The organism is Rhizobium cerradonense (assembly GCF_030182455.1).
Classification (GTDB): Bacteria; Pseudomonadota; Alphaproteobacteria; order Rhizobiales; family Rhizobiaceae; genus Rhizobium.
The window spans coordinates 46,378-69,286 of sequence record NZ_JAQJCK010000023.1 but is presented as its reverse complement, the minus strand read 5'-3'; the positions used below and the strand labels follow the sequence as shown (position 1 = coordinate 69,286).

Below are 22,909 nucleotides of genomic sequence, written 5' to 3'. Positions count from 1 at the left end.
AAATGGACGAGATCAACGACGATTTCCCCAATACCGACGTCGTCATCGTCATTGGCTCGAACGACATCGTCAACCCGGCGGCGCAAGAAGATCCGAATTCGCCGATATCCGGCATGCCGGTGCTGGAAGTCTGGAAGGCCAAGCAGGTCTTCGTCTCCAAGCGCGGTCAGGGCACCGGTTATTCCGGCATCGAGAACCCGCTGTTCTTCAAGGAGAACACCCGCATGTTCTACGGCGATGCCAAGAAGTCGGTCAGCGAGCTCTTGCCGATGATCGGCTAGGCAGGATGCGCGCAGCCCTGCGACGAGCGTAGTTGTTGCAGGCCTCCCACGGCGAAAGCGGCTCTATCTGCACCAGCCTTACGGCAACAAAATGCGTCGGGATTTACACGGCCACTATTTACGGTCGTGTTCTCCCGGCGAACCTATGAAGAACCGTCACCCAACAGCCTTGTGCAGCGGGCGGCTGCAGCGCAACAATTGCTGTAATGGAAAGACCGCAATCCTAAGCCTGCAACGCGGGCCCGTGGTACTCTCTGGGTGGAAGACTATGCGGCAATAATGTCGACGTGGCCAGCCGAAATCGAGGGTTAGTTTCAGTGCTCAGCCATGGCAGAGATAATAGCAATGCGGCTTGACGAGATCGCAACAACGATCGCGTCAAGCCGCCAACATTACTCCTCCCGCTGGCCGAGTTCGGATCTGTCGGCCTTTGAGATAAGCCTGTGGGAAGGGAGCCGGGTCGCCCCGACAGGGTGCATCCTTGCGGCGACTATTCCTCCGGAGCAATCCTCACGACGATGCCATCCAAAGCCTGGTCAAAAGGAATTTGACAGGAGAGGCGGGAATTGTGCTCGCGATAATCCGACCCCTCCAGCAATTCGCTTTCATCTATCGAGGCATCCGGGAGTTGCCCCTCGACCGGGAGGCCCTCCACATAGACATGACAGGTGGCGCAGGACAGGCAGCCACCGCACATCGCGAGAAGTTCGTCAAAACCGGCATTCCGAATGTTTTCCATGAGAGACATGCCGATGCGCCCTTCGAAGTGATGGAGTTCGCCATCGCGTGTGCGCAGTGAGATCGTAGCCATTGATTTTCCCGTGTTCCGATTGAGAAACCTCGGACCGTCAGTTGGTCTCGAGGGTCAATTCCTTGAGTTGTTTAGAGGTATCAGCCAATCGTTCGCTGCTGAGCTTGGCCGCGTGTTCGACGAGTTTCCGCCCCTGGACGTAATCTCGCGGCGAATTCACGCAATCCAATGCGATCACCGCTCCGTTCTTTAGATAAACCAGGCTGAAGCTGCGGCTTGCCGGCTCGCCTCGTAGGACGACGGCGTCGTAGCCGACATTGAGGCCGACCGTCTGGAGCTTCAGGTCATATTGGTTCGACCAGAACCAAGGCAGCGCATCATAGGCTTTATAGTCGCCGCAAATGGCTTTCGCGGCTGTCGTCGCCTGGTCGGTGGCGTTCTGTACGGACTCGATCCTAATGCCCGCACCATTGATGAGTTTTGCGCAATCACCGACGCAATATATGTGGGGTAGCGACGTGCGGCAGTGTTCGTCGACATCTACTCCATTGCTGCCTTCGGCTCCGGCAGTGAGAAGCGGGGCGGCAGACGGCACGATCCCGATGCCCACCACGACGATGTCGGCTTCAATTGCTTGGCCGGATTCCAGAAGCAGGCCACTCACATGGCTGTCATGCCCGACAATGGCTTTGACGCCGCTATTCAGGCGGATATCTACCCCGTGGTCCCGGTGTTCGCGCTCATAGAAGCGGGATATGGGTTCTCCGGCCACTCGGGCGAGGACCCGGTCAAGGGCTTCGACAAGAACGACGTCCTTGCCGAGTTCCCGAAACACCGCCGCCGCTTCGAGGCCCACATAGCCGCCTCCGATGATTGCGACCTTTCTGACATCTGCAAGAACGTTCAGGAGCGCGTCGCAATCAGCCTTCGAGCGGATATAGAAGATGCCGGGCAACTCGCTGCCTGGGCAGGAAAGTTTTCGCGGCTCTCCGCCTGCGGCCCAGACGAGGCTACCATATGAATAGCGTGCGCCATTTTCCAAGGTAACCGTCTTTGCGATTGGATCGACCGCGACGACGCGCGCGCTCAGCAGAAGTTCCACATTGCGAGAACTCCAGAAATCCTGCGGTCTCAGATGCATCCTCTCGAATGTCTTCTTCCCGGCGAGATACTCCTTCGACAATGACGGTCGGTCGTATGGCACCTCCGGTTCGGCACCGATGAGGGCTATGCTTCCTTCGAATCCGGCTTGACGAAGCGCTGCCGCGGTTTGGCAACCGCCGTGCCCCGCGCCGACAATGATGCAATCGAAGGTGCCTGTGAAGGCGTCCTGTGTCATGGCGTCACTCTCTTTCCGCACCGATCAGAACGAAGCACATGGTTGCGGGCTTTTCACCCTTGTTGCGCCATGCGTGGCGCGTGCCGCACTGGACGACAATGTCGCCTTGTTTCAGGAGGGTCTCCGCACCGTCATCGAGTTCGAGCCAGACTTCGCCATCGAGAACGATGTCATAGTCGATAGTGTTCGTGGTGTGCATGCCAGGCGCGTCCGCCTCGAACGCCTGGATCAGCCCGGGGATGTGTACCGCCTGCTCCTCGAACGCGGCCACGGGATCGACGGTAGCGAAGACCGAATCCGGTGGGAAAACCACGATCATGAGCTTCGTCCCGCCCGGTTCGGGCGTTATCAGAATTTTCGGAGGTGCCTGTTCGGCATAGTCCTGCGGCAGGCTTGGCGTTGCCGGCGTGGCATATACGACAGATGTCAGGTGACCGGGCACGGAGTCGTATCTATGGGCATTGGGTGTCGGACCGTCGCTGATGAAAACCGATTTGCCGTCTTTAAGGCCCGTGACCACCCGGCGCGGGATGCGGATGTCTGCTCCCTTATTCATAGGTCAGGCCTTTCGCTTTCAACTGGGGACGCATGTTGTTGATGTCGAGGCTCAATTGGCCGGACTCGTAAAGCGCCCGCTTTTCGTCCTCCATCTGCTGCCGTTTAAGGGCTTTCTGAAGGACCGCTTCCGCCTCGGTACGTTTGACCACGCACACGCCATCGTCGTCCGCGATGATCACGTCGCCCGGCTCGATCGCTGCGCCGGCACACACGATCGGAACCTGTACGTTCGCCAGGGTCTCCTTCACCGTGCCTTGGGCTGAGATCGCCTTGGCCCAGACTGGAAACTTCATCGCCCGGAGATCGGCAATGTCGCGTACGCCGGCATCGATGACCAGGCCGAGGATTCCGCGCGCCTTGCATGAGGTGGCGAGCAAATCGCCGAAGTATCCGTCGGTGCACGGGGAGGTCGGCGCGACCACCAGTATGTCGCCGGGCTGGGCCATTTCGAGGGCGACGTGGATCATCCAGTTGTCACCGGGCGGAACTTCACATGTCAGGGCCGTCCCGCCGATGCGTGCGCCCTCGATTACGGGCCGCAGATGCGAAGCCAGGAGGCCCTTCCGGCCTTGCGCTTCATGGACCGTGGCGACGCCAAGTTTGCCCAAGGCCTCGGATACCGCGCGGTCGGTCCGCGGCGTCTTTGTAACTACTCTCACCAGAATCCTCCCGGGCGTGTCCCTCGCTGGCGCGGACCTGCCTCTTCAAATACCAAATAGTATGCAAATTCCAAATAGAATGTCAATCCAAACCCGCGAGTTCTGCGCGGGTTTGGACCCGCTTTTCGCTAGGAAGCCGATGCTTCCAGGAAGCTGGAATCGAAGGCGGCTGCCGACGTCGATCGGGCGGTTTCGTCAAGCAGATTAGCCCGGATCATGAGGTCGACGGTGGTGTTCCACGCCTCCGGCGGGATCGAAAGATCGCCGGGCCACATTCCCATGTCGCGCATGTAGCGGAAGCCCTGCAGTGCAAGGCCAGCGTCGTCCTTGGTCGTGATCCGCTGGAAAATCGGAAGCGTGATGTCCTCGCGGCCGGGATCGTTGGTGATCGCATGGGCTTCGCGCAATGCACGGAGGAAGCGGACCACGAGGTCGCGGTTTGTCTCCAGCCAGGCAGTGCTTCCGATGACCGCCGCGAAGACGATTTGCGGGATGATTTCATTGATCTCGCCGATGAGATTGAAGCCTTCTCTTTCGGCGAGAAAATTCCAGGGTGCTGGTTGCGGGGCACAGTCGATTTCACCGGATTGAAGCGCCTCCCAGCGTTTCGTGTGAATGCCCGCGAGTGCGAACTCGTAGTCGCCGGGATAGCGCAGTCCTCCCCTGGACAGGAGCATCTGCGTGTAGATCGCGGTGCCTTCGGTCAGCGAAGATGTCCCGACCTTCTTGCCTCGGAGGTCCTGGATAGAGTTGATGGAGGGCTGGGCCACGAGGGACATCGGCAATCTGTTCGAGTTCGAGGCGATCACCCGGAGTGCGCCGGCTTGCACGAAGTTTGAAACGGCTCCTTCCGGAGGCGTGATTGCGAGGTTGGCCTCGCCCTCCAACACGGCACTGGTGGCCTTGTCGACGGTTCCCATCTTCATATACTCGATCGACAGCCCGTGCCTGGCGAAAATACCGTGTTCTTCCGCCACAAAAACCGGTAGCCAGTTGAAGCCTTGCGCTCCGCCGGCCAGGCTGAGTTTCTGGGTTGAGGTCATTTGAAATCTCCCTATGGATTTCGGGCTGTTCACAGGCCGCGGTCTTGGAGTCGTTTATCCAGCAGCGGGTACACACGCCGCGCATTTGCTTCGAAGACCGCTCGTCTCTCATCTTCCTGAAGGTCGAGCTGGTCGATGTATCGCTTAGTGTCATCGAAGGGATGACCGGTCTCGGGATCGATTGCCTTGACCGCACCGAGCAGCTCCGAGCCGAAAAGGATGTTCTTTGTGTCGACGACGCGGAAAAGCGTATCGATGCCCGCCTGGTGGTAGACGCAGGTGTCGAAAAACAGGTTGTTCATGAGGTGCGTGTCCAAGCCCGGCTTTTCGAGCATGATGGATAGACCGCGATACCGGCCCCAATGGTAGGGCGCTGCCCCGCCGCCATGCGGTATGATCAGCTTGAGGTCGGGGTGACGCTCGAAGAGGTCTCCCTGGATGAGCTGCATGAAAACTGCGGTGTCGGCGTTGATATAATGCGCCCCGGTCGTATGCAGGCAGCGTTCGCAGGACCCGGAGACGTGGATCATGGCGGGCACTTGGAGGTCCACCATCGCGTCCCACAGCGGATCCCACCAGGCGTCGTAGATTGGCGGCGCGCTCCAGCGCCCCCCTGAGGGATCGGGATTGAGGTTGCAGCCGACGAAGCCATTGTCGACGCAGCGCGCAAGTTCCTCGATGACCGCTGAAAGATCGCCGTCTACGGTTTGTGGAAGCTGGCAGACCGCGGCGAAGTTATCGGGGAACATGTCGACGATCCGACCGATATTGTCGTTCGAAACGCGCGCCCATTCTTTCGCCACCGGCAGGTTCGGCAGATGGTGCCCCATGCCGGAGGCGCGCGGGCTAAGTAGCGTGACATGCGAGCCGCGCTCACGCTGGATCTTGAGCTGATTGGTCTCGATGATGTCGTGAAGCTGTTTGTCGGGGATGCCCGGATAGACCGGGCGATCCGATGATGTGCCTTCCGCGAAAGCGACCTGGGCCTTGCGGAAGGCGTGGTGCTCTGGCGGCTCTGTGGTGAAGTGGCCGTGGCAGTCTATGATGAGTGTCATCACGCGTTCCATTTCGCGGGGAGGTCGGAAATACCGCGGAATCGCCAGCCTTTGCCTTTGATTTCGCGCGATCCGTCGAGCCGAAGTTCGGGCAACTGACGGAACACTTCCGCAAGTGCGATCTCGCCCATGGCCCTTGACAGAAAATGTCCTGAACAGAAGTGCGGACGGAAGCCGAACGAGAGGTGTTGCTTCTTCTTACGGAACATGTCGAACTTGTCGGCATGCTCGAAGCGAGTCTCGTCACGGTTGGCGGAGCCCATAACGATCGCGACCGACGCTCCCTGAGGAATGACGGTTCCTGCGATCTCGAAATCCTCTCGGGCGATCCGCGGTGTCACGCCGATCGGCGCGATCCAACGCAGCCCCTCATCGAAGGCGCGCATGGCGTTTTCCTGCGGCTGCTCCGCCATGATCTTCGCCTGTTCGGGATTCGAAAGAAGACCGGCGCAGGCGTTCGCCGCCGCGTGACCGGGTTCCTGAAGGCCGCCAAGGATAATGACGCGCATGGTCGGTGAAATCTCGTCCCAACTGCGCGCTTCGCCTTTCGGCATGCCGCCATACATCACATGGCTGAGGAGGGAGTTGTTGGGCTTCGACAGGCAGGCTTGGTAGAGGTCGCCCATTTGCTTGTCGATATCGGCAAGAGCATCGTCCAGTCGCTTCCAGACCGCCGCGTCGTTGCCGACATTCTGCAGGCCAAGCGCCATTGCGTGGAACCACTCGACGAGGGTTTCGTTCGGCGTTTCCGTAAGGCCGATAACGTCGCCGATGCACCGCACGGAGATCGGCTCGAACAATTCGGCCGTCAGGTTCGCCTCTCCCTTGGCTTTGATCGCGTCGACGTAACGCTGCACCACGGGGCGCGTCAGACCTTCGACAAACGACCGGACACGCTCCTGCGTGAGGTTTTCGTCGATGCCCTGACGAAGGCATTGGTGCTCCTCGCCGGACATGGTCAATACATTCGGCATGCCCATGACGCGCGCCTCCGGGCGGTCCGCCGATCCGGAAGGGCCGAAGATCTTGTCCTGACCGCCGATCGTGCGGCAGTCGTCAAATCGGGTGATGAAGTATTCCTTCGTCCCCTCGAAGAAGGCCACTGGCTCTTCAGCGCGCAGCCTCGCGTAAACCGGATACGGATCTCGATACAGATTCTCGCCCGTCAGTTCGGTGTTGTTTCCTGTCATGGATGTCCTCCCATCGCCCCGTCAGCGAGGCATTCGATCATCTTGCCGCCACCCAACTCCAACCCGATGGCAGGCAACTCTGAGGCCGTTCCGTGGCAAGCCAATCCAGATGCGATTGATGCTTGACATACCGAAACGTCTTCGGATACTTATTGGTATCCAAAGCGGGGATGGCTGTCAATCATAGAAATGGACAGGCCGTCTGGGAGACCGCTCAGGGAGGGAGGAAATAGTGGAAATGAGCAGCATTGCAGACGCTCGTCTCGTGCTTGAGGCGCGAGGCGTTTCAGTGCACTTCGGCGGTATCAAGGCGCTCACCGACGTTTCGGTCTCGGTGCGTTCGGGCGAGATCTGCGGCCTGATCGGACCGAATGGCGCGGGCAAAAGCACCTTTCTCAACGCGATCACTCGTCTCGTGGCCTATGACAGCGGCACCATTGTTTTGAATGGGACGCCAATCGAAGGCGCGAGGGTTCGGGACATGATCGGCCTCGGTGTCGCCCGAACGTTCCAGAACCTCGGCATCTATGCCTCCATGACGGTTCTGGAAAATGTCATGCTCGGTGCCCACCATGAACTCGGGGGCAAGTTCGCACGGGCGATCCTGACGCCCTTGCGATCGCGAGCCGATGAGCGGGCGGTGCGCGAGAAGTCGATGGCCATCCTCGAAGAGATGGGAATGGCCGATATGGCTGCTCGGAAAGCTGGCGCGCTTCCCTATCCGCTGCAAAAGCGGATGGAGATTGCCCGCGCCCTCGCATCAGACCCCAAGATATTGCTTCTCGACGAACCCGCGGGAGGGTTGACGCATGGCGAAGTCAACGAGTTCGGCACTCTGCTGGACGAAGTAAGAAAGAGCCGCAATCTCTCGATCCTCCTCATTGAACACCACATGGGCCTGGTGATGGGGCTGTGCGATCGGATCGTTGTTTTCCATCTCGGCCGTAATCTCGCCGAAGGCACTCCAGGTGAAATCAAGTCGAACGACGCGGTTGTCTCCGCTTACTTGGGGAGGGCGGCATGACGCTTCTCGACGTTAAGGACCTCTCGGCTTTCTACGGAAAAACGCAAGCGCTCTTCGACTGCTCGTTCGCGGTCGAAGAGGGCGAGTTCGTGGCACTTCTCGGGTCGAACGGAGCTGGAAAGACCACTCTGTTGCGCGCCATTTCCGGCCTCCTGCCGTTCAAGGGTTCCATATTCTATGCGGGAAGGTCGCTGGAGTGGATCGCAGCCCAAAAGCGGCTCGGACTGGGCATCGCCCAGATCCCGCAGGGCCGAGGCACCTTCTCGGAATTCACGGTGGACGAAAACCTTCAGCTCGGCGCCACCATCATCTCCAGCCGGTCTCAGATCAGGCAAGACAAGGAGCGTTGGTATGAAACCTTTCCGCGGCTGCGCGAAAGGCGCGACCAGCTCGCCGGAAACTTAAGCGGCGGCGAGCAGCAGATGCTCGCGGTCGCCCGTGCGCTCATGTCCCGCCCGAAACTCCTGATGTGTGACGAACCGTCGCTCGGCCTGGCACCGTCGATCACGCAGGAGATCCTGACGATATTCAAGACGCTGCACCGCGACCACGGAATGACGCTGCTGGTGGTCGAGCAGAACGTCGATATCACCCTGCAATACGCGGATAAGGCCTTCGTCATCGAGGCGGGGCAGATCGTCGCCGGCGGGGCGGCGAGCGACCTCATAAACAATGAGGACATCAAGAAATCATATCTGGGGGTCGCCTGATGAGTCTCTTCTTCCAGCTCGTCGTCAGTGGGCTAACGACGGGTGCCATCTACGCGGCACTGGCACTCGCGCTCGTACTCATTTTCCGGGCGACGAATGTCGTGAATTTCGGCCAAGGCGAAATGGCGACATTCTCCGCTTACGTCGCGTGGCAGTTGATGCAGTGGGGCGTTCCGCTGTGGCTGGCCGTGCTCGCGAGCCTGGCGGTCGCATTCTGCATCGGCATCGCGACATTCCGCCTCGTGATCAGGCCATTGATGAGCGCGCCCGTGGAGACGGTGGTCGTGGTCACGCTTGGAATATTCGTGCTCTTCCAGGCCATGTGCATGTGGATCTGGGGAGCCGAACAACTCTCGTTCCCAAGCCTGTTTCCCGATGGCGGCTTCAGTCTCGGGGAGGTTCGCGTGCTCGCATCCGCAGTCGGCACGCTGGCGATCCTGATCTGCATCGCGGCAGCCATCGGTTTCATCTTTCGCTTCACGAGACTTGGATTGTCCATGCGTGCGGCGGCTTTCGACCGGGCGCGCAGCGTACTCGTCGGCGTCGACGTCGAGCGCATGCTGATGCTGGGATGGGGTTTTGCCGCGGTCATCGGGGCTTTTGCGGCGATCCTGATTGCGCCGCGTCTCTTTCTCAGCCCGACAATGATGGCGCCGATTTTGTTTTACGGCCTCGCCGCCGCGACTCTCGGCGGATGGGATAGTCCCCTCGGCGCAATTGTCGGCGGTCTGGCGGTCGGCGTCGCCGAAAGCCTCGGCGCGAGCTACCTCCCCTTCATCGGCGCTGACATGCGCATCGCAGTGCCCATCGTCCTCACATTGGCCATCCTGCTTGTGAAGCCCGTCGGCCTGTTCGGTTCCTACAAGGTGACAAAACTATGAGTGACGGATTCCGCCCGGCTGCGGTCAAGTTCGGTCTGTTCGTGCTTCTGGCAATATTGATGCCGTTTGTCGCTCCGGACTATGCGCACCAGCAGATATGCGTTGCGATCGCTTATGCAATCGCAATTCTTGGACTGAATCTCCTGATGGGATTTGCGGGGCAAATCTGCCTCGCGCAGGGCGCGCTCTTCGGCGTCGGCGCGTATGTGACCGCGATCCTGAACGCGACCTACGGCGTGCCCCCGCTTGCCACGCTTCCTGTTTCGGCGGCAATCACGGTTTTGGTCGGACTTGCGATCGGCCTTCCGGCACTAAGGCTTCAGGGCCTGCAGTTGGCAATTGTCACCTTCGGCATCGCTGCTGCCTTCCCCCAGCTCGTGTTGAAAATGGGGAGCCTCACCGGTGGGGTTTCGGGTCTTCCAATCGACGCTCCGGAAGCGCCGGAATGGCTTCCCCTCAGCCCGGAGTTATGGCTCTACGTTATTTGCCTCGGATGCGCGGGGATCGGTGCCCTTCTGGTTTCGTTGATGCTTTTCGGCGATGTCGGACGGGCGCTGCGGGCCCAGCGTGACAATGCGCAGATCGCGGAAGCCCTCGGTGTGAACCTGACACGCACGCGATTGTGGGCATTCGCGGGTAGTTCGGCACTCGCGGGCATGGGCGGCGGCGTGTTCGCCATCGTCACCGGTTTCGTCAGCCCGGAGTCGTTCCTGGCGATCCTGTCCATCAACATCGTGATCGGCAGCATCGTTGGCGGGGTGACGAGCATCGTCGGGGCATTTCTCGGCGGACTGTTCATGGTTTTCGTTCCGACCTGGGCGTCCGACATCAACCTCAGCCTCGGCAACCTGATTTATGGCCTCGCGCTAATCCTGATCATGATGGTCGCGCGCAACGGCGTTACTGGCTTCATCGAAAAATGGCTTTCGATGATTTTTCGGAAAACAGCGGGCTGAGGAGGCCTGCCACCGAACAATGGGAGGAACTGATATGAGATTTGTCTCCAAGCTGAAGGGCTGCACAATGCAGTTGGCCGTGGCCGCACTGCTCGTTGCGACCCACGCCAGCGCAGCCGAGACCACGCCGGGCGTAACCGACGATTCGGTGAAGATCGGCGTTACCGGCCCACTGACCGGGCCGGTTGCCGTTGTCGGCGGCGTCGCGGAAGGCATACGCGCCCGCATCGAACAGGCCAACGCCGAAGGCGGCGTTAAGATGGGCGACGGAAAAACGCGCAAAATCGACCTGGTTATCGAAGACGACTCCCTCGATCCCCAGCGCACGCTGGCCAACGTCCGCAAAATGGTCGAACAGGAAAAGGTATTCGCCTTGGTGGGCACCGCCGCAACGCCAAATAACCTTGCGATCGGCCGCTACATCACCCAGAAGAAAATCCCGAATATCTTCATGTATTCAGGGGTGATTGCCTTGAATGCTCCGAAGTGGGAGGTCGGCTTCGTCCCGTCCTTCTCCACTGAGGCGGACTCGTTTGCCGAATATCTGAAGGCGCATAAGCCCGAGGCGAAGGTCGCCATTCTCTATCTCAACACCGAGACCGGCCAGACCTTCATGAAGGCGTTCGACCGTTCGATCGAGGGTTCCCACGTCAAGGTATTGGACCGACAGCCGGTCACATCCCAGGATCCGACCGTTGAAACTCAGCTCTCGACGCTGAAAGCGTCAGGTGCTGACACCCTCGTCGTCATCGCAGCGCCTCGCCAGGGCGGCGAGGCGATCCGCTTTCAATCCGAAAGCGGCTGGAAGCCTTTGACCCTGGTGACGAACCTTTCGTCGGCTTATCCGGTTCTCCAGTCGGTCGGACTGGACAATGCCAAGGGCATCATCACGTCGGACTATCTCAAGCCCATCATCAGCGATAAGCCGTCGGGCGACGAGGGCGTTGATCGTTATCTTTCCGCCATCTCCGCGGCCAAGGTAAACTTCAATTTCGCAAACACGATTGGTCAGACCGGCTACGCCATCGGCGATTCCTTGATCCAGGCGCTTGAGAAGCTCAAGAGCCCGACGCGCGAGGAACTGATGAAGGTCGTGCAGAATATGGACGGCTGGAAAAATCCGCTTCTTCTGAACGGCATTACCATGACCACCAAGGAAGGCAGCGACATTTTCCCGACCGAAGCGCTGCAGCTCTATCAGTTCGACGGCCAGAAGTACGTGCCGCTCGGCGACGTCATGCATTTTGAGGGCAAGACGAAGGAGTGATGCTGCAATGAGGACGCCGGACCGCTGTCGCTGGCGTTCTCAATCCCGATCCAGCCTGCGGGAAGCAGTTTCCAAAAAAAGAATAATATAATTATAAAATGCAATTGTGCATTCCTTCAAACGTGGCTAGTCTCTCATCGGAGGATGAAGGGCTGACCGTCGGCGCCGAGACCATTGGGAGAGGTGGAGGCCTGCCGGCACCCTGAGGCCGAGGCTCGTTTGGTGTCCGTTTCTGTGTCGCGTCATCGGGCTCGGAGACGGTCACACAAGCGATTTATTGCACTAAGGAGGAGGAATTCATGCGTTCAGCAGGTCTCTATTTTTCGACCGCAGCTATCTGCGTGGCAATAGCGGCGGGAGCCATGGGCACAACAGCCAAAGCTGCCGAGAAGATTTCAATCATGGTGGGTGGGTATGAAAAGCAGATCTACCTGCCCGCCAAGCTCACCGAAGCCCTCGGCTATTTCAAGGACGAAGGGCTCGATGTCGAACTGCTGAATGAGTCGGCTGGAGTTGATGCGGAAAATCAGCTACTTGCGGGCGCCGTTCAGGGCGTTATCGGCTCTTACGACCATTGCGTGGATTTGCAATCCAAGGGCAAGTTCGTCGAGTCGGTCGTCCAATTGCAGCAGGTTCCCGGCGAAGTAGAGCTGGTTTCGACGAAACATCCGGAAATCAAATCGCCTGCCGACTTCAAAGGAAAGGCACTCGGGGTAACCGGCCTCGACTCATCCACCAATTTTCTGACGCTTTATATGGCATCGAAGGCTGGATTGAAGACAGGCGATGTGACGACTGTTCCGGTCGGTGCAGGCTCGACCTTCATCGCGGCCATGCAGCAGGACCAGATCCAGGCTGGAATGACCACCGAGCCGACCGTGTCACGACTGCTCAAGACAAACGAAGCCAAGGTGCTGGTGGATCTTCGCACCGTCGAATCGACACGAGCGGCGCTCGGCGGAGTTTATCCGTTTGCTTCGCTGTACATGGAAAGTTCCTGGGTCGACTCGCACAAGGAGGAAGTCCAGAAATTGGTCAACGCCTTTGTAAAAACAATGCGATACATCGACACGCACTCTGCCGCGGAGATCGCTGATAAGATGCCGAAGGATTTCTATGTCGGCGACAAGGACGGCTATGTCAAAGCGCTTGAGGTAAGCAAGGGTATGTTCACACCTGACGGAATGATGCCCAAGGGAGGACCCGAAATCGTCCTGACGGTTCTCTCGGAATTCTCCAAGAACGTCAAAGGCAAGCAGATCGATCTTTCCAGGACCTACACGACCGAATTCGTCAAGAACGCCAGGTAGGCAGGCTTGGTTCGGATATCGACAGGGCTGTCTTGATGTTTCATGCGGTGATAGAAAAACCGCAATGGAAGCAATGAATCGGAAGCCATGGCGAGAAGTAGCCTCACACCGCAAATCAGCGGCAATATCATCGAGTTCGTGAAAGCGAACGGAATGCGCGAGGGCCAGCATCTGCCTCTTCAGATGCTGGCCGATGCATTCCGCGTCTCGCGCGCGCCGATCATGAGTGCGCTGCGGAGCCTGGAGGGCCGTGGCATCGTCCGTGCCGAGCCGAACCGAGGCTACTTTCTGGCGGTTGATGGCGAGAGTCTGGATGCTTCCAGGCCGGAGAGCCCCAAAGACAGCGATGGTGACGAAGCCATCTATTTCCGGATCGCCGAGGATCGCTTTTCCGGCAAGCTCGAGGAGCGTGTCAGCGAAAGCGAGATGATGCGCCATTACGATCTGCCGCGAAGCCGTTTGCTTAAGATCCTGCATCGGATTGCGGATGAGGGTTGGGTCGAGCGGCTGCCCGGCAACGGTTGGTCCTTCCGGCAAACCTTGACGTCGAGGCAGAGCTATCAAGATGGCTACACGTTCCGTGCCGTCATCGAGCAGCAGGCCATGCTGCTGCCAAGCTTCGAGCCAGATCCTGAAGGGTTCAGACGCGCGCGTCAGATCCAGACGGAACTTGGCCAGGGTGGGTATGAAACCTGGTCGCGCGCTGAGATTTTCAAGGCGAACAACGAGTTTCACGAGATGCTCGTCGCTTGCTCGCACAACGAATTCTTTCTCGATGCGATCAGGCGCATAAACCGCCTGCGCCGGCTGATCGAATATCATATCACGATCGACAGAAGCCGGCTTCCGAGACAGACGGCCGAGCATCTGCATATCCTCGACCTGATCGAAGACGGTCGCCGCAACGAGGCGGCGGCATTCCTTTATACCCACATCATGGGTGCGAGCCGCATCAAGACGCCTCAGGTCTGATCCAGATCCTTGAGAACGATGCAGACCGGGCTGCCGACGGTAAGGACGCTCGACAGCGTCGACAGTGCGCCGGATCTTTTATCGACGCCGAAGGCGACCACCGTATCGGTGTCCTCGTTGGCAGCAAGCAGCACATCGCCTTCGCAAAGAAGCGTGAAGAAGCGCGGCGTCTTTCCGGCTGTCGTCCATGAGCCGACGGATGTCATGCGCCCATCCTCTCCAATCGCAAAACCCGCAATCGTGTCGCTGCCGCGATTGGACGCGTAGACGAAACGGCCATCGGCAGAAACCGCAATCTCGGCGCCGCGACTGTTGCCGGTGAAGCTGTCAGCAAGCGACGAAAGGATCTGGAATGGCTCAATGCCACCGGTCGCTGGATCGAAGCGATACGCGGCCATGCTGCAGTCGAGCTCGTTGATGACGTAGGCGAGGCGGCCTCCGGGATGAAAGGCAATATGGCGTGGGCCAGCGCCTTCTCGAGTCTGGCAGGATGCCACCTTGATCAGCGTGCCGGAGGCGCGGTCCAGACGATAGACGAATATCGCATCCAGGCCCTTATCCGGCACCACGATCCATTTTCCCGACGGGTCGAACTGGACCTGATGGGGCTTGGCGAAGGGTTGCTCGACGCGGTGAGGCCCAAGCTTTCCTTCGATCACGGTCAGGCTCTCGACCGGGCCAAGCCGTCCATCATCCAGGCGCCGGAGCACGGCGAGCGAGGAGGTCACATGGTTCGCGACGATCAGGAACCGGTTCGAGGGATCGAATGAAAGGTGGACGGGATTGCGGCCCTCGGTCGATTGCTCGTTCAGGAAGGACAGGTGGCCAGAAGATGGGTCGATGGAGAAAGCGCTCACGCGGTCGGAATCGCCGTGAACGGTGTAGAGGAAACGGCCTGTCCGATCGAAGGCGAAGAAGGAGGGGTTTTCCATCTCCACCAATTGCCGATGCTCCCAGCTCAGATCCTGCCCGAGCCGGTAGACGTTCAGACCGTTGCCACGCGCGTTGCGGGCCTTCGTCGTGCGTGCACCGATATAGGCGATCCTCACCTTTTCCCCGTCCATACCAGAAATCCTCGCGCGAATTGATGTGCTTACCATCAATATCGCTATTTACACTTCACGGCAATTGCATTTTATAATCATATTGTGTAAATAGGCTCGATGTGCTCGGACATGCCCGGGTATCACCATCACTGCTTCTGGGAGGTAGCAATGACCGATGCTGCGACAAGCGGACTAGAAAAGGCCACGATGCGGAAGGTCTTCTGGAGGATCGTCCCCTATACGTTTCTGCTCTACATCATCTCGTATCTGGATCGCGCGAACCTCGGTTACGCGGCGCTGCAGATGAACAAGGATCTGGCGCTGTCTGCCGAAGCCTTCGGCTTTGCCGGCGGTATCTTCTTCATCGGCTATTTCCTTTTCGAAGTGCCGAGCAACATCGCTTTGCAGAGATACGGATCGCGTATCTGGATTTCACGCATCCTGCTGACCTGGGGTGCCGTCGCCGTGCTGACCGGCTTTGCTCAAAGCGCCATGCAGCTTTATATCCTGCGCTTTCTTCTGGGCGTTGCCGAAGCAGGCTTCTTCCCAGGCATTATCATCTATCTGACCTACTGGTTCCGCTCGAAAGAGCAGGCGACGACTGTGGCATTCTTCACCGCCGCCATTCCCGTTTCCTATCTTATGGGCGCGCCGCTCAGCACCTGGATCATGGACAATGTCAGCGGCTTCGGTCTTTCTGGTTGGCGATGGATGCTGATCCTTGAAGGCGTCCCCGCAGTTGCCGCCGGCATCTTCAACTATTTCTACATGACGGACCGCCCCGAAAAGGCGAAATGGCTGACCGAGGAGGAGCGGGACTGGCTGACGAAAGCGCTTGCCGCCGATCATGCCAATCGCAAGAACGTCAAACATCTTGGTCTCTGGCAGGCGATCTCGAACCCGAAAGTGCTGTTCCTGTCCGCCATCTATTTCATCTATCAGGTCGGCAATCTCGGTATTGGCCTGTGGATGCCGCAGATCATCCAGAGCTTCGGCGGCGATCTCAGCCATTTCCAGATCGGCCTCGTCGCCATGGTCCCCTATGCCGTCGCCACCATTGCTATGGTGCTGTGGTCGCGCAGCTCGGATCGCACCGGCGAGCGCCAGAAGCATACGGCAGCCCCGCTGCTGATTGCAGGCATCGCGTTGGCAGCGACGGGGCTAACCCATGATCCCTATATTGCCATCGCGCTGATCTCCGTGGCGCTCGCCGGGATCTATGCCTTCAAGTCGCCGTTCTGGTCGCTGCCCGGCCTATTCCTGACCCGATCGACCGCCGCAGTCTCGATTGCCGCCATCAATTCCATCGGCAATCTCGGCGGCTTCGTCGGCCCATACGCAATGGGTGCAGCCAAGACATGGACAGGCAGCGCCCTCGGCGGGCTTATGTTCCTCGCGGCACTTCTGTTGCTGTCCTTCCTGCTGACTTGGTTCATGCGTGTCTCCAATGAGGAGACCGCAGAGGGCGTGGGGCCGTCTGGGCAATTCAATATCGCGCGGGCCAGATCGCCCAAATCGTGAAGCAGGGTTTCAGAGCATGAGCATGACGACGGTCGGCAAATTCGCCGTAGATGGCGTCCAGTACGATATCATTGATCTGCCGAAGGAGGCCGGTCCGAAGCTCGAGCGGATGCCCTATATCCATCGCATCCTGCTGGAAAACGTGCTCCGGACAGGGGGAGATGACGCCGCGCGGGCCAAATCGGCGATCATTGCCTGGCTCGATGAGGGCAGGAGCGAGGTGGAAATCCCGTTCTTGCCGAACCGTGTCCTCATGCATGACACGACCTGCGGACCGGCACTGGTGGATATTGCGGGCATGCGGTCCGCATTGGCGGAGGCCGGCGGTAATCCGGCCCTGCTCAATCCCGTGATGCCAGTCGATGTCTCGACCGATCATTCGGTTGCCGTCGATGCGTTCGGAAGCTCGGCTTCGCTCGAGCGCAACATGCAGCGCGAATATGAGCGCAATGCCGAGCGCTATAGCTTCATGAAATGGGCGACCAACACGCTGACCGGCTTCCGGGTCCATCCGCCCGGCACCGGTATCATGCACACCCTCAATCTGGAACGGCTCGCAACGGTCGTGACCCACCAGCAGAAAGACGGCAGGCGCTGGGCCGTTCCCGATACTTTGATCGGAACGGACAGTCATACCCCGATGATCAACGGGATCGGCGTGCTCGCCTGGGGTGTCGGCGGCCTGGAGGCGGAAAGTGTCTTCTTCGGCATGCCGGTGACGCTGCGTGTGCCGGATGTCGTCGGCGTGCGCCTGATCGGCGGCCTGCGGGAGGGGGTTCTTGCCACCGATCTCGCGCTGGTCGTCACCCATCTGCTGCGTCAGATCGACCTTCAGGACAAGTTCGTCGAGTTCTATGGGCCGGGCGTGTCGACGTTGACAGCGGGCGACCGCGCAGTCGTTGCAAACATGACGCCGGAATTCGGCGGCAATAGCGGTTATTTTCCCATCGATGGTCATACGACCCAATATCTGAGGGCGACCGGGCGCAGTGAGGATCACACCGAATTCGTCGAGCACTATGCCAAGCGCGTGGGGCTCTGGTTCGATCCATCCTCGGAGCCTCGATATACATCCACCCTTGAAATCGATCTCTCCAGCGTCGAACCGAGCCTTGCGGGTCCCCGGCGTCCGCAGGATCGCATTCCCGTCAGCGAAACGGCGCCGGCCATTGCCGGCATGAAAAAGCCGTCGGCCGATGTCGAAGGGCAGCCGAACAGCGGCGCCGTCGCGATTGCCGCGATCACGAGCTGTACCAACACCTCCGATCCGCGCCTACTTGCCGCCGCCGGGCTCCTTGCGCGCAAGGCGCGCTACTATGGGCTGCGTCCGCCGCATTGGGTGAAGACATCGCTGGCGCCCGGATCTCCGACCGCCGAGCGCTATCTTCAGCGAGCCGGCCTGCTTGAAGATCTCGAAGCCGTGGGTTTCGGGATCGTCGGCTATGGCTGCACGACATGTATCGGCAATTCCGGGCCCCTGACGGAGCCCATCGCAAAGGCGATGGCAGAGCGCGATATTCTGCCCGTAGCGGTGCTTTCCGGAAACAGGAATTTCCCCGGCCGCGTGCATCCTCAGCTCGAAGCAGGCTTCCTCGCTTCTCCGCCGATGGTCGTCGCCTTTGCGCTCGCCGGCACCGTGGAGCTCAATATACTGACGGATCCGATCGGCTACTCCCGTGAAGGGACACCGGTCACGCTTTCGATGGTGTGGCCAAAGGCGTCCGAGATCGATGACGCCGTGGCGCAGGCCTCTGACATCGGCGACTTCGCCCCCGCCTACGAGAAGGCCGAGGCCAGCAAGGCATGGCGAGACCTCGATGCGCCGACCACGATTATCTTTCCCTGGGATGAGAAATCGACCTACATCCGCCGGCCGCCTTTTGCGAGCTTCGGCAAGGGCACGTTGCTGGGTAACTATCAGGCCCATCCTATTCTGGTCGTCGGCGACGACATAACGACCGACCATATCTCCCCCGCCGGCGCTGTTGAGGCGAAGAGCGACGCGGGGCGCTATCTCATCGAGAGGGGAGAGAACCCGGCGGACCTCAACGTGTTCGCGTCGCGTCGCGGCAATTGGCAAGCCATGATCCGCGGCCTGTTCACGAACAAGACGGTCAGCAACTTGATCGGAGCGGATATTCCGCCCGGATCGACCATTCATGCCCCTTCGGGTGAGATCATGTCTCTCTGGGCCGCCGCGCAGCTCTATGCAGCGGAAGATCGATCGGTCGTGGTCGTTGCGGGCGAGCGATACGGTATGGGATCGTCGCGCGATTGGGCTGCGAAGGGTGTTTCACTGCTGGGGGTGAGGGCGGTTCTCGCCTTGAGCTTCGAGCGGATCCATAGATGGAACCTGATTGGAATGGGCATTCTGCCGCTTCGACTGCCAGAGGCTTTTGGCCCTGCCGACCTGGCGTTTGCGGCGGAAGATCTGGTGGAGGTCTCTGCCGATCCAGCGCGCATTGAGCCACGTTGCAAGGTTGGCGTTGTTGTGAAGCGAGCGACTGGACAGAAAATAAGCCTCACGGCAACCGCCGCGATCGAAACCAACGCTGAGGTCGACATTCTCCGGGCGGGGGGCATTCTCCCTCTTATTCTGCGCAATGCGATGCAGACCGGAGCAATGTCGCGATTGCTCTAATAAGCGTTCATTCGGGAAACAGGCCGAAACCGGGCTGAGAAGTTATCTCAGTTTGCGGCTAATGCGGCAGTTTGAGCTTGGGCTACCATGCAGTTCGCGTGGATGAGAGCCAACGTCAGTGGGACAACGAAAAGCAGGTGGCTGGGAGCTTTCCAAGCCTCCGTAGTCTTTTAGCATTATCCATTTCCTGTCCCTCTTATCCCATTTGCGCAGCTAACCTCTAAGTTGCATCAAATGCAAAACTTTTTGTTAATTGTTACAGAATGTTAGTTGGACAGGGCCGACGAAATTTCATCTTCGAAAGAAAGGAAGTTCTCGAAAAGCCGGACGCCTATACCGCGGTCGAATGAAGTCGATCACGCTTTCTAAAATTCAGCAGGGGATATGACGTTTTCCTGTTTCTACTATGGAGGAACTGGAACAATGACGACGAGTATCTTTTCGCGAATTAGCACCAAACTGACTATGCTTTCCGGCGTCGGCATTTTCTTGGTCGCGGTCATGCTGGTCACGGCTTGGCAAAGTGGCCAACTCGTCAAAGAACGCGCCGCCTATCAAAGGGATCAGTTGATCATTTCGCGGGATCTGGTTGACGCGAAGGCATCGTTGCGTGGAATGCAAGTCGATGTGCGCGATTTGCGCCTTGCGACCTCGACGGATGAAGCTGCCAGCGCCGTCGAACATATCGGCACCCACAAGGCGTCCCTCGTGAAATATTTGGATGACGCGCTTGGCGGGTTGCGGCTGCAGGTCAACAGAGATCGGATTGCGGCAATCAAGGCAGCGGTCGATACCTTGTTTTCAACGACCAATGAAATGGCAAAGGTCATCGCGGCCGAACTACAGGTCAAAACGACCGACCCTGCGCTTGAGGCTAAGGAAAGGGAAGTTCAGGCTAAGCTGCTGTCAATAGCGACCGAGGGGTCTAACCTTCTCGACGAAGGGGTGGACTCGGCGAAGACGATGGCGACACGGGCCGAGGAGGATGCAACCGAAACGGCAGCCTTAGCTCTACGCCTCAATCTCGGCATCGGGGCGCTGGCTGTTGTTGTGCTGATCGGCGCTGCCATGTTCGGTGCTCGGGTGATCGCAAGGCCGATTGGCCAGATTACCGAAAGCATGAGCGTTCTTGCCGAGGGCAATCTTGATACGAATGTCCCCTTCGCCGCCCGGCACGACGAAATTGGCGAGATGGCCCGTGCCGTCGAGGTGTTCAAGCAGAATGGCATCAAGGTGCGGGAGATGAACGCCCAGGAGGCGGCGCTCCAGGCGAAAAGCGCCGACCTGCAATCGAGCATCGGCGAAGTCGTATCGGCGGCGGTGGCCGGTGACTTCACGCAGCGCATCACCAAAGACTACGACAACGCCGACCTCAACCGCTTCGCGGCGCAGGTCAACGAACTGGTCGCCTCCGTTGATCGTGGCGTCGCTGAGACCCGCCGCGTCATCGCGGCGCTCGCCGACGGGGATATCAGGGAGAACATGCGCGGTGAGTTCCAGGGAGCTTTTGGAGAGCTTCAGTCCAACGTCAACGCGACCATGGACAACCTCCGCTCCGTACTCGGCGAGGTTCGTGCCGCCATCGATACGATCAATGGCGGTGCTGGCGAAATGCGCCTGGCGTCGGGGGATCTTTCCAAGCGCACCGAGCAGCAGGCCGCCGCGCTGGAGGAAACCTCCTCGGCTCTGGAAGAAATCACCGTCGCCGTGAAAAGCTCGACCGAACGCGCAGTTGAGGCCAGTCATATGGTGGACGAGGCGCGCAGGAGCACCGAGCAGTCAAGCGCCGTCGTCAAGCAAGCCGTCTCTGCGATGGGACGGATTGAACAGGCCTCGGGCGAGATCAGCCAGATCATCAACGTCATCGACGAGATCGCTTTCCAGACGAATCTCCTGGCACTCAACGCCGGTGTTGAAGCCGCGCGTGCCGGCGAGGCCGGCAAGGGTTTTGCCGTCGTCGCCCAGGAAGTGCGGGAACTGGCACAACGCTCGGCCAATGCGGCAAAGGACATTAAGGGGCTGATCAACCGCTCCGGCGATGAGGTCACCTCGGGTGTCAAATTGGTGACAGCTACGGGGGATGCCCTTGGCCTGATCCAGGGGCATGTCGCCAAGATCAACGAGCATGTGCACTCGATCGCCACGGCCGCGAAGGAACAATCGACGGGCCTTCATGAGGTCAGCACCGCCGTCAACGCGATGGATCAGGTGACACAGCAGAACGCCGCCATGGTAGAGGAATCGACCGCCGCCACCGGCCGCCTCGCCGAGGAGGCCGCCAGCCTTGCCCGGCTGATTGCTCGCTTCAAGCTCGACGTGGGTCAAGCGGCGCCACGTGCCGTTACCGCCGAAAGCCGACCGGTGCCTTCGCCGGCGCGTGCGCTCAAGCAGAAGCTGACAGGTGCCTTTCGTGGACAAGCCACGGCGGCAGCAGCCGTTGCTGGGTGGGAGGAGTTTTGACGGAAGCGTCAGCGGCTGCCCGCAAGTAGCGGTCAGCCCTCCAAACTCGTTGGGGAACGAGTGGGCCGCGAGGCCCACTTTTCCATATCAGGACAGGGAAAGCCTGCGACGGACGATCGCGGTGTGGAAGTTCGTTCCATGGATCAGACCGTCGTCGCAGAAGTCGTAGCGAGGATTGTGCAGCGGTGCAGAATCCCCGTTGCCGAGGAACACGAACACGCCGGGCGCATGCTTCAAAAAGTGCGCGAAGTCCTCGCTTCCTGTCATCGGCTCCCGTGCCACGCGAACGTTTTTCTCCGGGAGAAAGCTGCGAGCGGCGGCGAAAGTCTCCTCGACCAGATCGGGATCGTTGAGGAGCGGAACGAATTCCCGGGTATAGGTCACTTCGGCCGAGACGTTATAGGCGAGAGCGGTTCCCTGCGCGATTATACGCATCTGCTTCTCGATCTCGGCGCTGACCTCCGAACGGAAGCTTCGTGCGTCACCCCGGATCATGGCCTCTCCCGGCAGCGCGTTTCGGGTTCCGTCGGTGATGAGTTCGGTGACGGAAACCACGGAGGTATCCGTAGGGCTGAGGCGGCGCGAGACGATCGTCTGCAGATTCGTGACGATGGCACAGGCGGCGACGAGAACCTCGTTACCCCAGTGGGGACGCGCGGCATGGCCGCCGATCCCGGTTAGCTTGATCTCGAAATTGTCCTCGGCCGACATGATCGCGCCAGGCCGGGTTTCGAACGTGCCGACGGGGAGGCCCGGCATATTATGAATGCCGTAGATTTCTTCGAAGGGGAAGCGGTCCATTAATCCGTCTCCGAGCATGGCGAGTGCGCCGCGGCCCCATTCCTCGGCGGGCTGAAAGATGAAGCGGACGGTTCCGTCGAAGCCGCCGTCCTCTGTGAGCAGTTTGGCGGCTCCGAGAAGCATGGTGGTGTGGCCGTCGTGGCCGCAAGCATGCATGATTCCCGGGTTCGACGACCTGTACGGAAGATCTCCCTGCTCGGGAATATGCAGCGCGTCCATGTCAGCGCGCAGTGCGATCGAACGGTTGCCGGATCCGCGCTTCAGCGTGCCGACGACACCCGTTCCTCCGACGCCTTCCGCCACATCATCGAGGCCGAACTCGCGCAGCTTGGCTGCAACGAAGGCCGAAGTGCGCCTCTCCTCGAATCCGAACTCGGGGTGGGCGTGCAGGTCGCGTCGCCACGCCGTCATTTCTTTCTTTAAAGCATCGATGTCGATAGCCAT

20 protein-coding genes are annotated in these 22,909 nt (G+C 59.5%); 11 read left to right on the top strand and 9 right to left on the bottom strand.

What is annotated here, in order from left to right:
* The coding region (locus tag PH547_RS29925) for an NAD(P)(+) transhydrogenase (Re/Si-specific) subunit beta (protein WP_285170270.1) at window positions 1-281 on the top strand (281 nt) is incomplete at its 5' end.
* A 490-nt stretch (window positions 282-771) separates the two neighbouring features.
* On the opposite strand, the gene PH547_RS29920 is transcribed toward PH547_RS29925, so the two are convergent.
* The 7 genes from PH547_RS29920 to PH547_RS29890 all read right to left on the bottom strand — a co-directional run bounded on the left by PH547_RS29920 (window position 772) and on the right by PH547_RS29890 (window position 6,876).
* The gene (locus tag PH547_RS29920) at window positions 772-1,092 is read right to left on the bottom strand and encodes a 2Fe-2S iron-sulfur cluster-binding protein (protein WP_260304355.1); all 321 of its coding nucleotides are present in this window, start codon (window positions 1,090-1,092) and stop codon (window positions 772-774) included.
* A 37-nt stretch (window positions 1,093-1,129) separates the two neighbouring features.
* Window positions 1,130-2,371 (bottom strand): NAD(P)/FAD-dependent oxidoreductase, encoded by a 1,242-nt coding sequence (locus tag PH547_RS29915; protein ID WP_285170269.1) that lies wholly within the window; start codon window positions 2,369-2,371, stop codon window positions 1,130-1,132.
* A 4-nt stretch (window positions 2,372-2,375) separates the two neighbouring features.
* Entirely contained in the window at window positions 2,376-2,927 is a 552-nt protein-coding gene (locus tag PH547_RS29910; protein WP_285170268.1) for a cupin domain-containing protein, read from the bottom strand.
* On the bottom strand, window positions 2,920-3,591 hold the full coding sequence (locus PH547_RS29905) for a 4-carboxy-4-hydroxy-2-oxoadipate aldolase/oxaloacetate decarboxylase (protein ID WP_285170275.1): 672 nt from the start codon (window positions 3,589-3,591) through the stop codon (window positions 2,920-2,922). Before PH547_RS29905 ends, PH547_RS29910 begins: the two co-directional genes overlap by 8 nt.
* A gap of 125 nt (window positions 3,592-3,716) precedes the next feature.
* On the bottom strand, window positions 3,717-4,631 hold the full coding sequence (locus tag PH547_RS29900; RefSeq protein WP_285170267.1) for an ABC transporter substrate-binding protein: 915 nt from the start codon (window positions 4,629-4,631) through the stop codon (window positions 3,717-3,719).
* A 29-nt stretch (window positions 4,632-4,660) separates the two neighbouring features.
* Window positions 4,661-5,686 (bottom strand): amidohydrolase family protein, encoded by a 1,026-nt coding sequence (locus PH547_RS29895; RefSeq protein WP_104827400.1) that lies wholly within the window; start codon window positions 5,684-5,686, stop codon window positions 4,661-4,663.
* The gene (locus tag PH547_RS29890; RefSeq protein WP_285170266.1) at window positions 5,686-6,876 is read right to left on the bottom strand and encodes a cytochrome P450; all 1,191 of its coding nucleotides are present in this window, start codon (window positions 6,874-6,876) and stop codon (window positions 5,686-5,688) included. The genes PH547_RS29895 and PH547_RS29890 overlap by 1 nt, the downstream gene beginning before the upstream one ends.
* Window positions 6,877-7,114: 238 nt before the next feature.
* On the opposite strand from PH547_RS29890, the gene PH547_RS29885 reads away from it, so the two are divergent.
* The 7 genes from PH547_RS29885 (at window position 7,115) to PH547_RS29855 (ending at window position 13,996) form a co-directional block, all read left to right on the top strand.
* Window positions 7,115-7,900: an ABC transporter ATP-binding protein gene (locus PH547_RS29885; RefSeq protein ID WP_285170265.1), complete on the top strand. Its 786-nt coding sequence runs from the start codon at window positions 7,115-7,117 to the stop codon at window positions 7,898-7,900.
* A complete protein-coding gene (locus tag PH547_RS29880) occupies window positions 7,897-8,610 on the top strand; it encodes an ABC transporter ATP-binding protein (RefSeq protein ID WP_285170264.1) in 714 nt (237 codons plus the stop codon). The genes PH547_RS29885 and PH547_RS29880 overlap by 4 nt, the downstream gene beginning before the upstream one ends.
* Window positions 8,610-9,491, top strand: coding sequence for a branched-chain amino acid ABC transporter permease (locus tag PH547_RS29875; RefSeq protein WP_285170263.1), 882 nt, complete (start codon window positions 8,610-8,612; stop codon window positions 9,489-9,491). Before PH547_RS29880 ends, PH547_RS29875 begins: the two co-directional genes overlap by 1 nt.
* Window positions 9,488-10,447, top strand: coding sequence for a branched-chain amino acid ABC transporter permease (locus tag PH547_RS29870; protein ID WP_285170262.1), 960 nt, complete (start codon window positions 9,488-9,490; stop codon window positions 10,445-10,447). The genes PH547_RS29875 and PH547_RS29870 overlap by 4 nt, the downstream gene beginning before the upstream one ends.
* Window positions 10,448-10,481: 34 nt before the next feature.
* Window positions 10,482-11,714, top strand: a complete 1,233-nt coding sequence (locus PH547_RS29865) for an ABC transporter substrate-binding protein (RefSeq protein WP_285170261.1) — start codon at window positions 10,482-10,484, stop codon at window positions 11,712-11,714.
* Window positions 11,715-12,013: 299 nt separating this feature from the next.
* Entirely contained in the window at window positions 12,014-13,024 is a 1,011-nt protein-coding gene (locus PH547_RS29860) for an ABC transporter substrate-binding protein (protein ID WP_285170260.1), read from the top strand.
* A gap of 87 nt (window positions 13,025-13,111) precedes the next feature.
* Complete coding sequence (locus tag PH547_RS29855; protein WP_285170259.1) at window positions 13,112-13,996, top strand: GntR family transcriptional regulator; 885 nt, start codon at window positions 13,112-13,114, stop codon at window positions 13,994-13,996.
* Here PH547_RS29855 and PH547_RS29850 read toward each other — a convergent pair.
* Window positions 13,987-15,060 carry a lactonase family protein gene (locus tag PH547_RS29850; protein ID WP_285170258.1) on the bottom strand — a complete coding sequence of 358 codons (1,074 nt, stop codon included), beginning with the start codon at window positions 15,058-15,060 and terminating at the stop codon, window positions 13,987-13,989. The two genes, PH547_RS29855 and PH547_RS29850, sit on opposite strands and share 10 nt — an antisense overlap.
* Before the next feature lie 150 nt (window positions 15,061-15,210).
* On the opposite strand from PH547_RS29850, the gene PH547_RS29845 reads away from it, so the two are divergent.
* The 3 genes from PH547_RS29845 (at window position 15,211) to PH547_RS29835 (ending at window position 21,664) form a co-directional block, all read left to right on the top strand.
* Complete coding sequence (locus PH547_RS29845; RefSeq protein ID WP_285170257.1) at window positions 15,211-16,563, top strand: MFS transporter; 1,353 nt, start codon at window positions 15,211-15,213, stop codon at window positions 16,561-16,563.
* 22 nt (window positions 16,564-16,585) lie between these two features.
* Window positions 16,586-19,204: an aconitate hydratase AcnA gene (acnA, locus tag PH547_RS29840; protein WP_285170274.1), complete on the top strand. Its 2,619-nt coding sequence runs from the start codon at window positions 16,586-16,588 to the stop codon at window positions 19,202-19,204.
* A 423-nt stretch (window positions 19,205-19,627) separates the two neighbouring features.
* On the top strand, window positions 19,628-21,664 hold the full coding sequence (locus PH547_RS29835; protein WP_285170256.1) for a methyl-accepting chemotaxis protein: 2,037 nt from the start codon (window positions 19,628-19,630) through the stop codon (window positions 21,662-21,664).
* An 87-nt stretch (window positions 21,665-21,751) separates the two neighbouring features.
* On the opposite strand, the gene PH547_RS29830 is transcribed toward PH547_RS29835, so the two are convergent.
* Entirely contained in the window at window positions 21,752-22,909 is a 1,158-nt protein-coding gene (locus tag PH547_RS29830) for a M20 aminoacylase family protein (RefSeq protein ID WP_285170255.1), read from the bottom strand.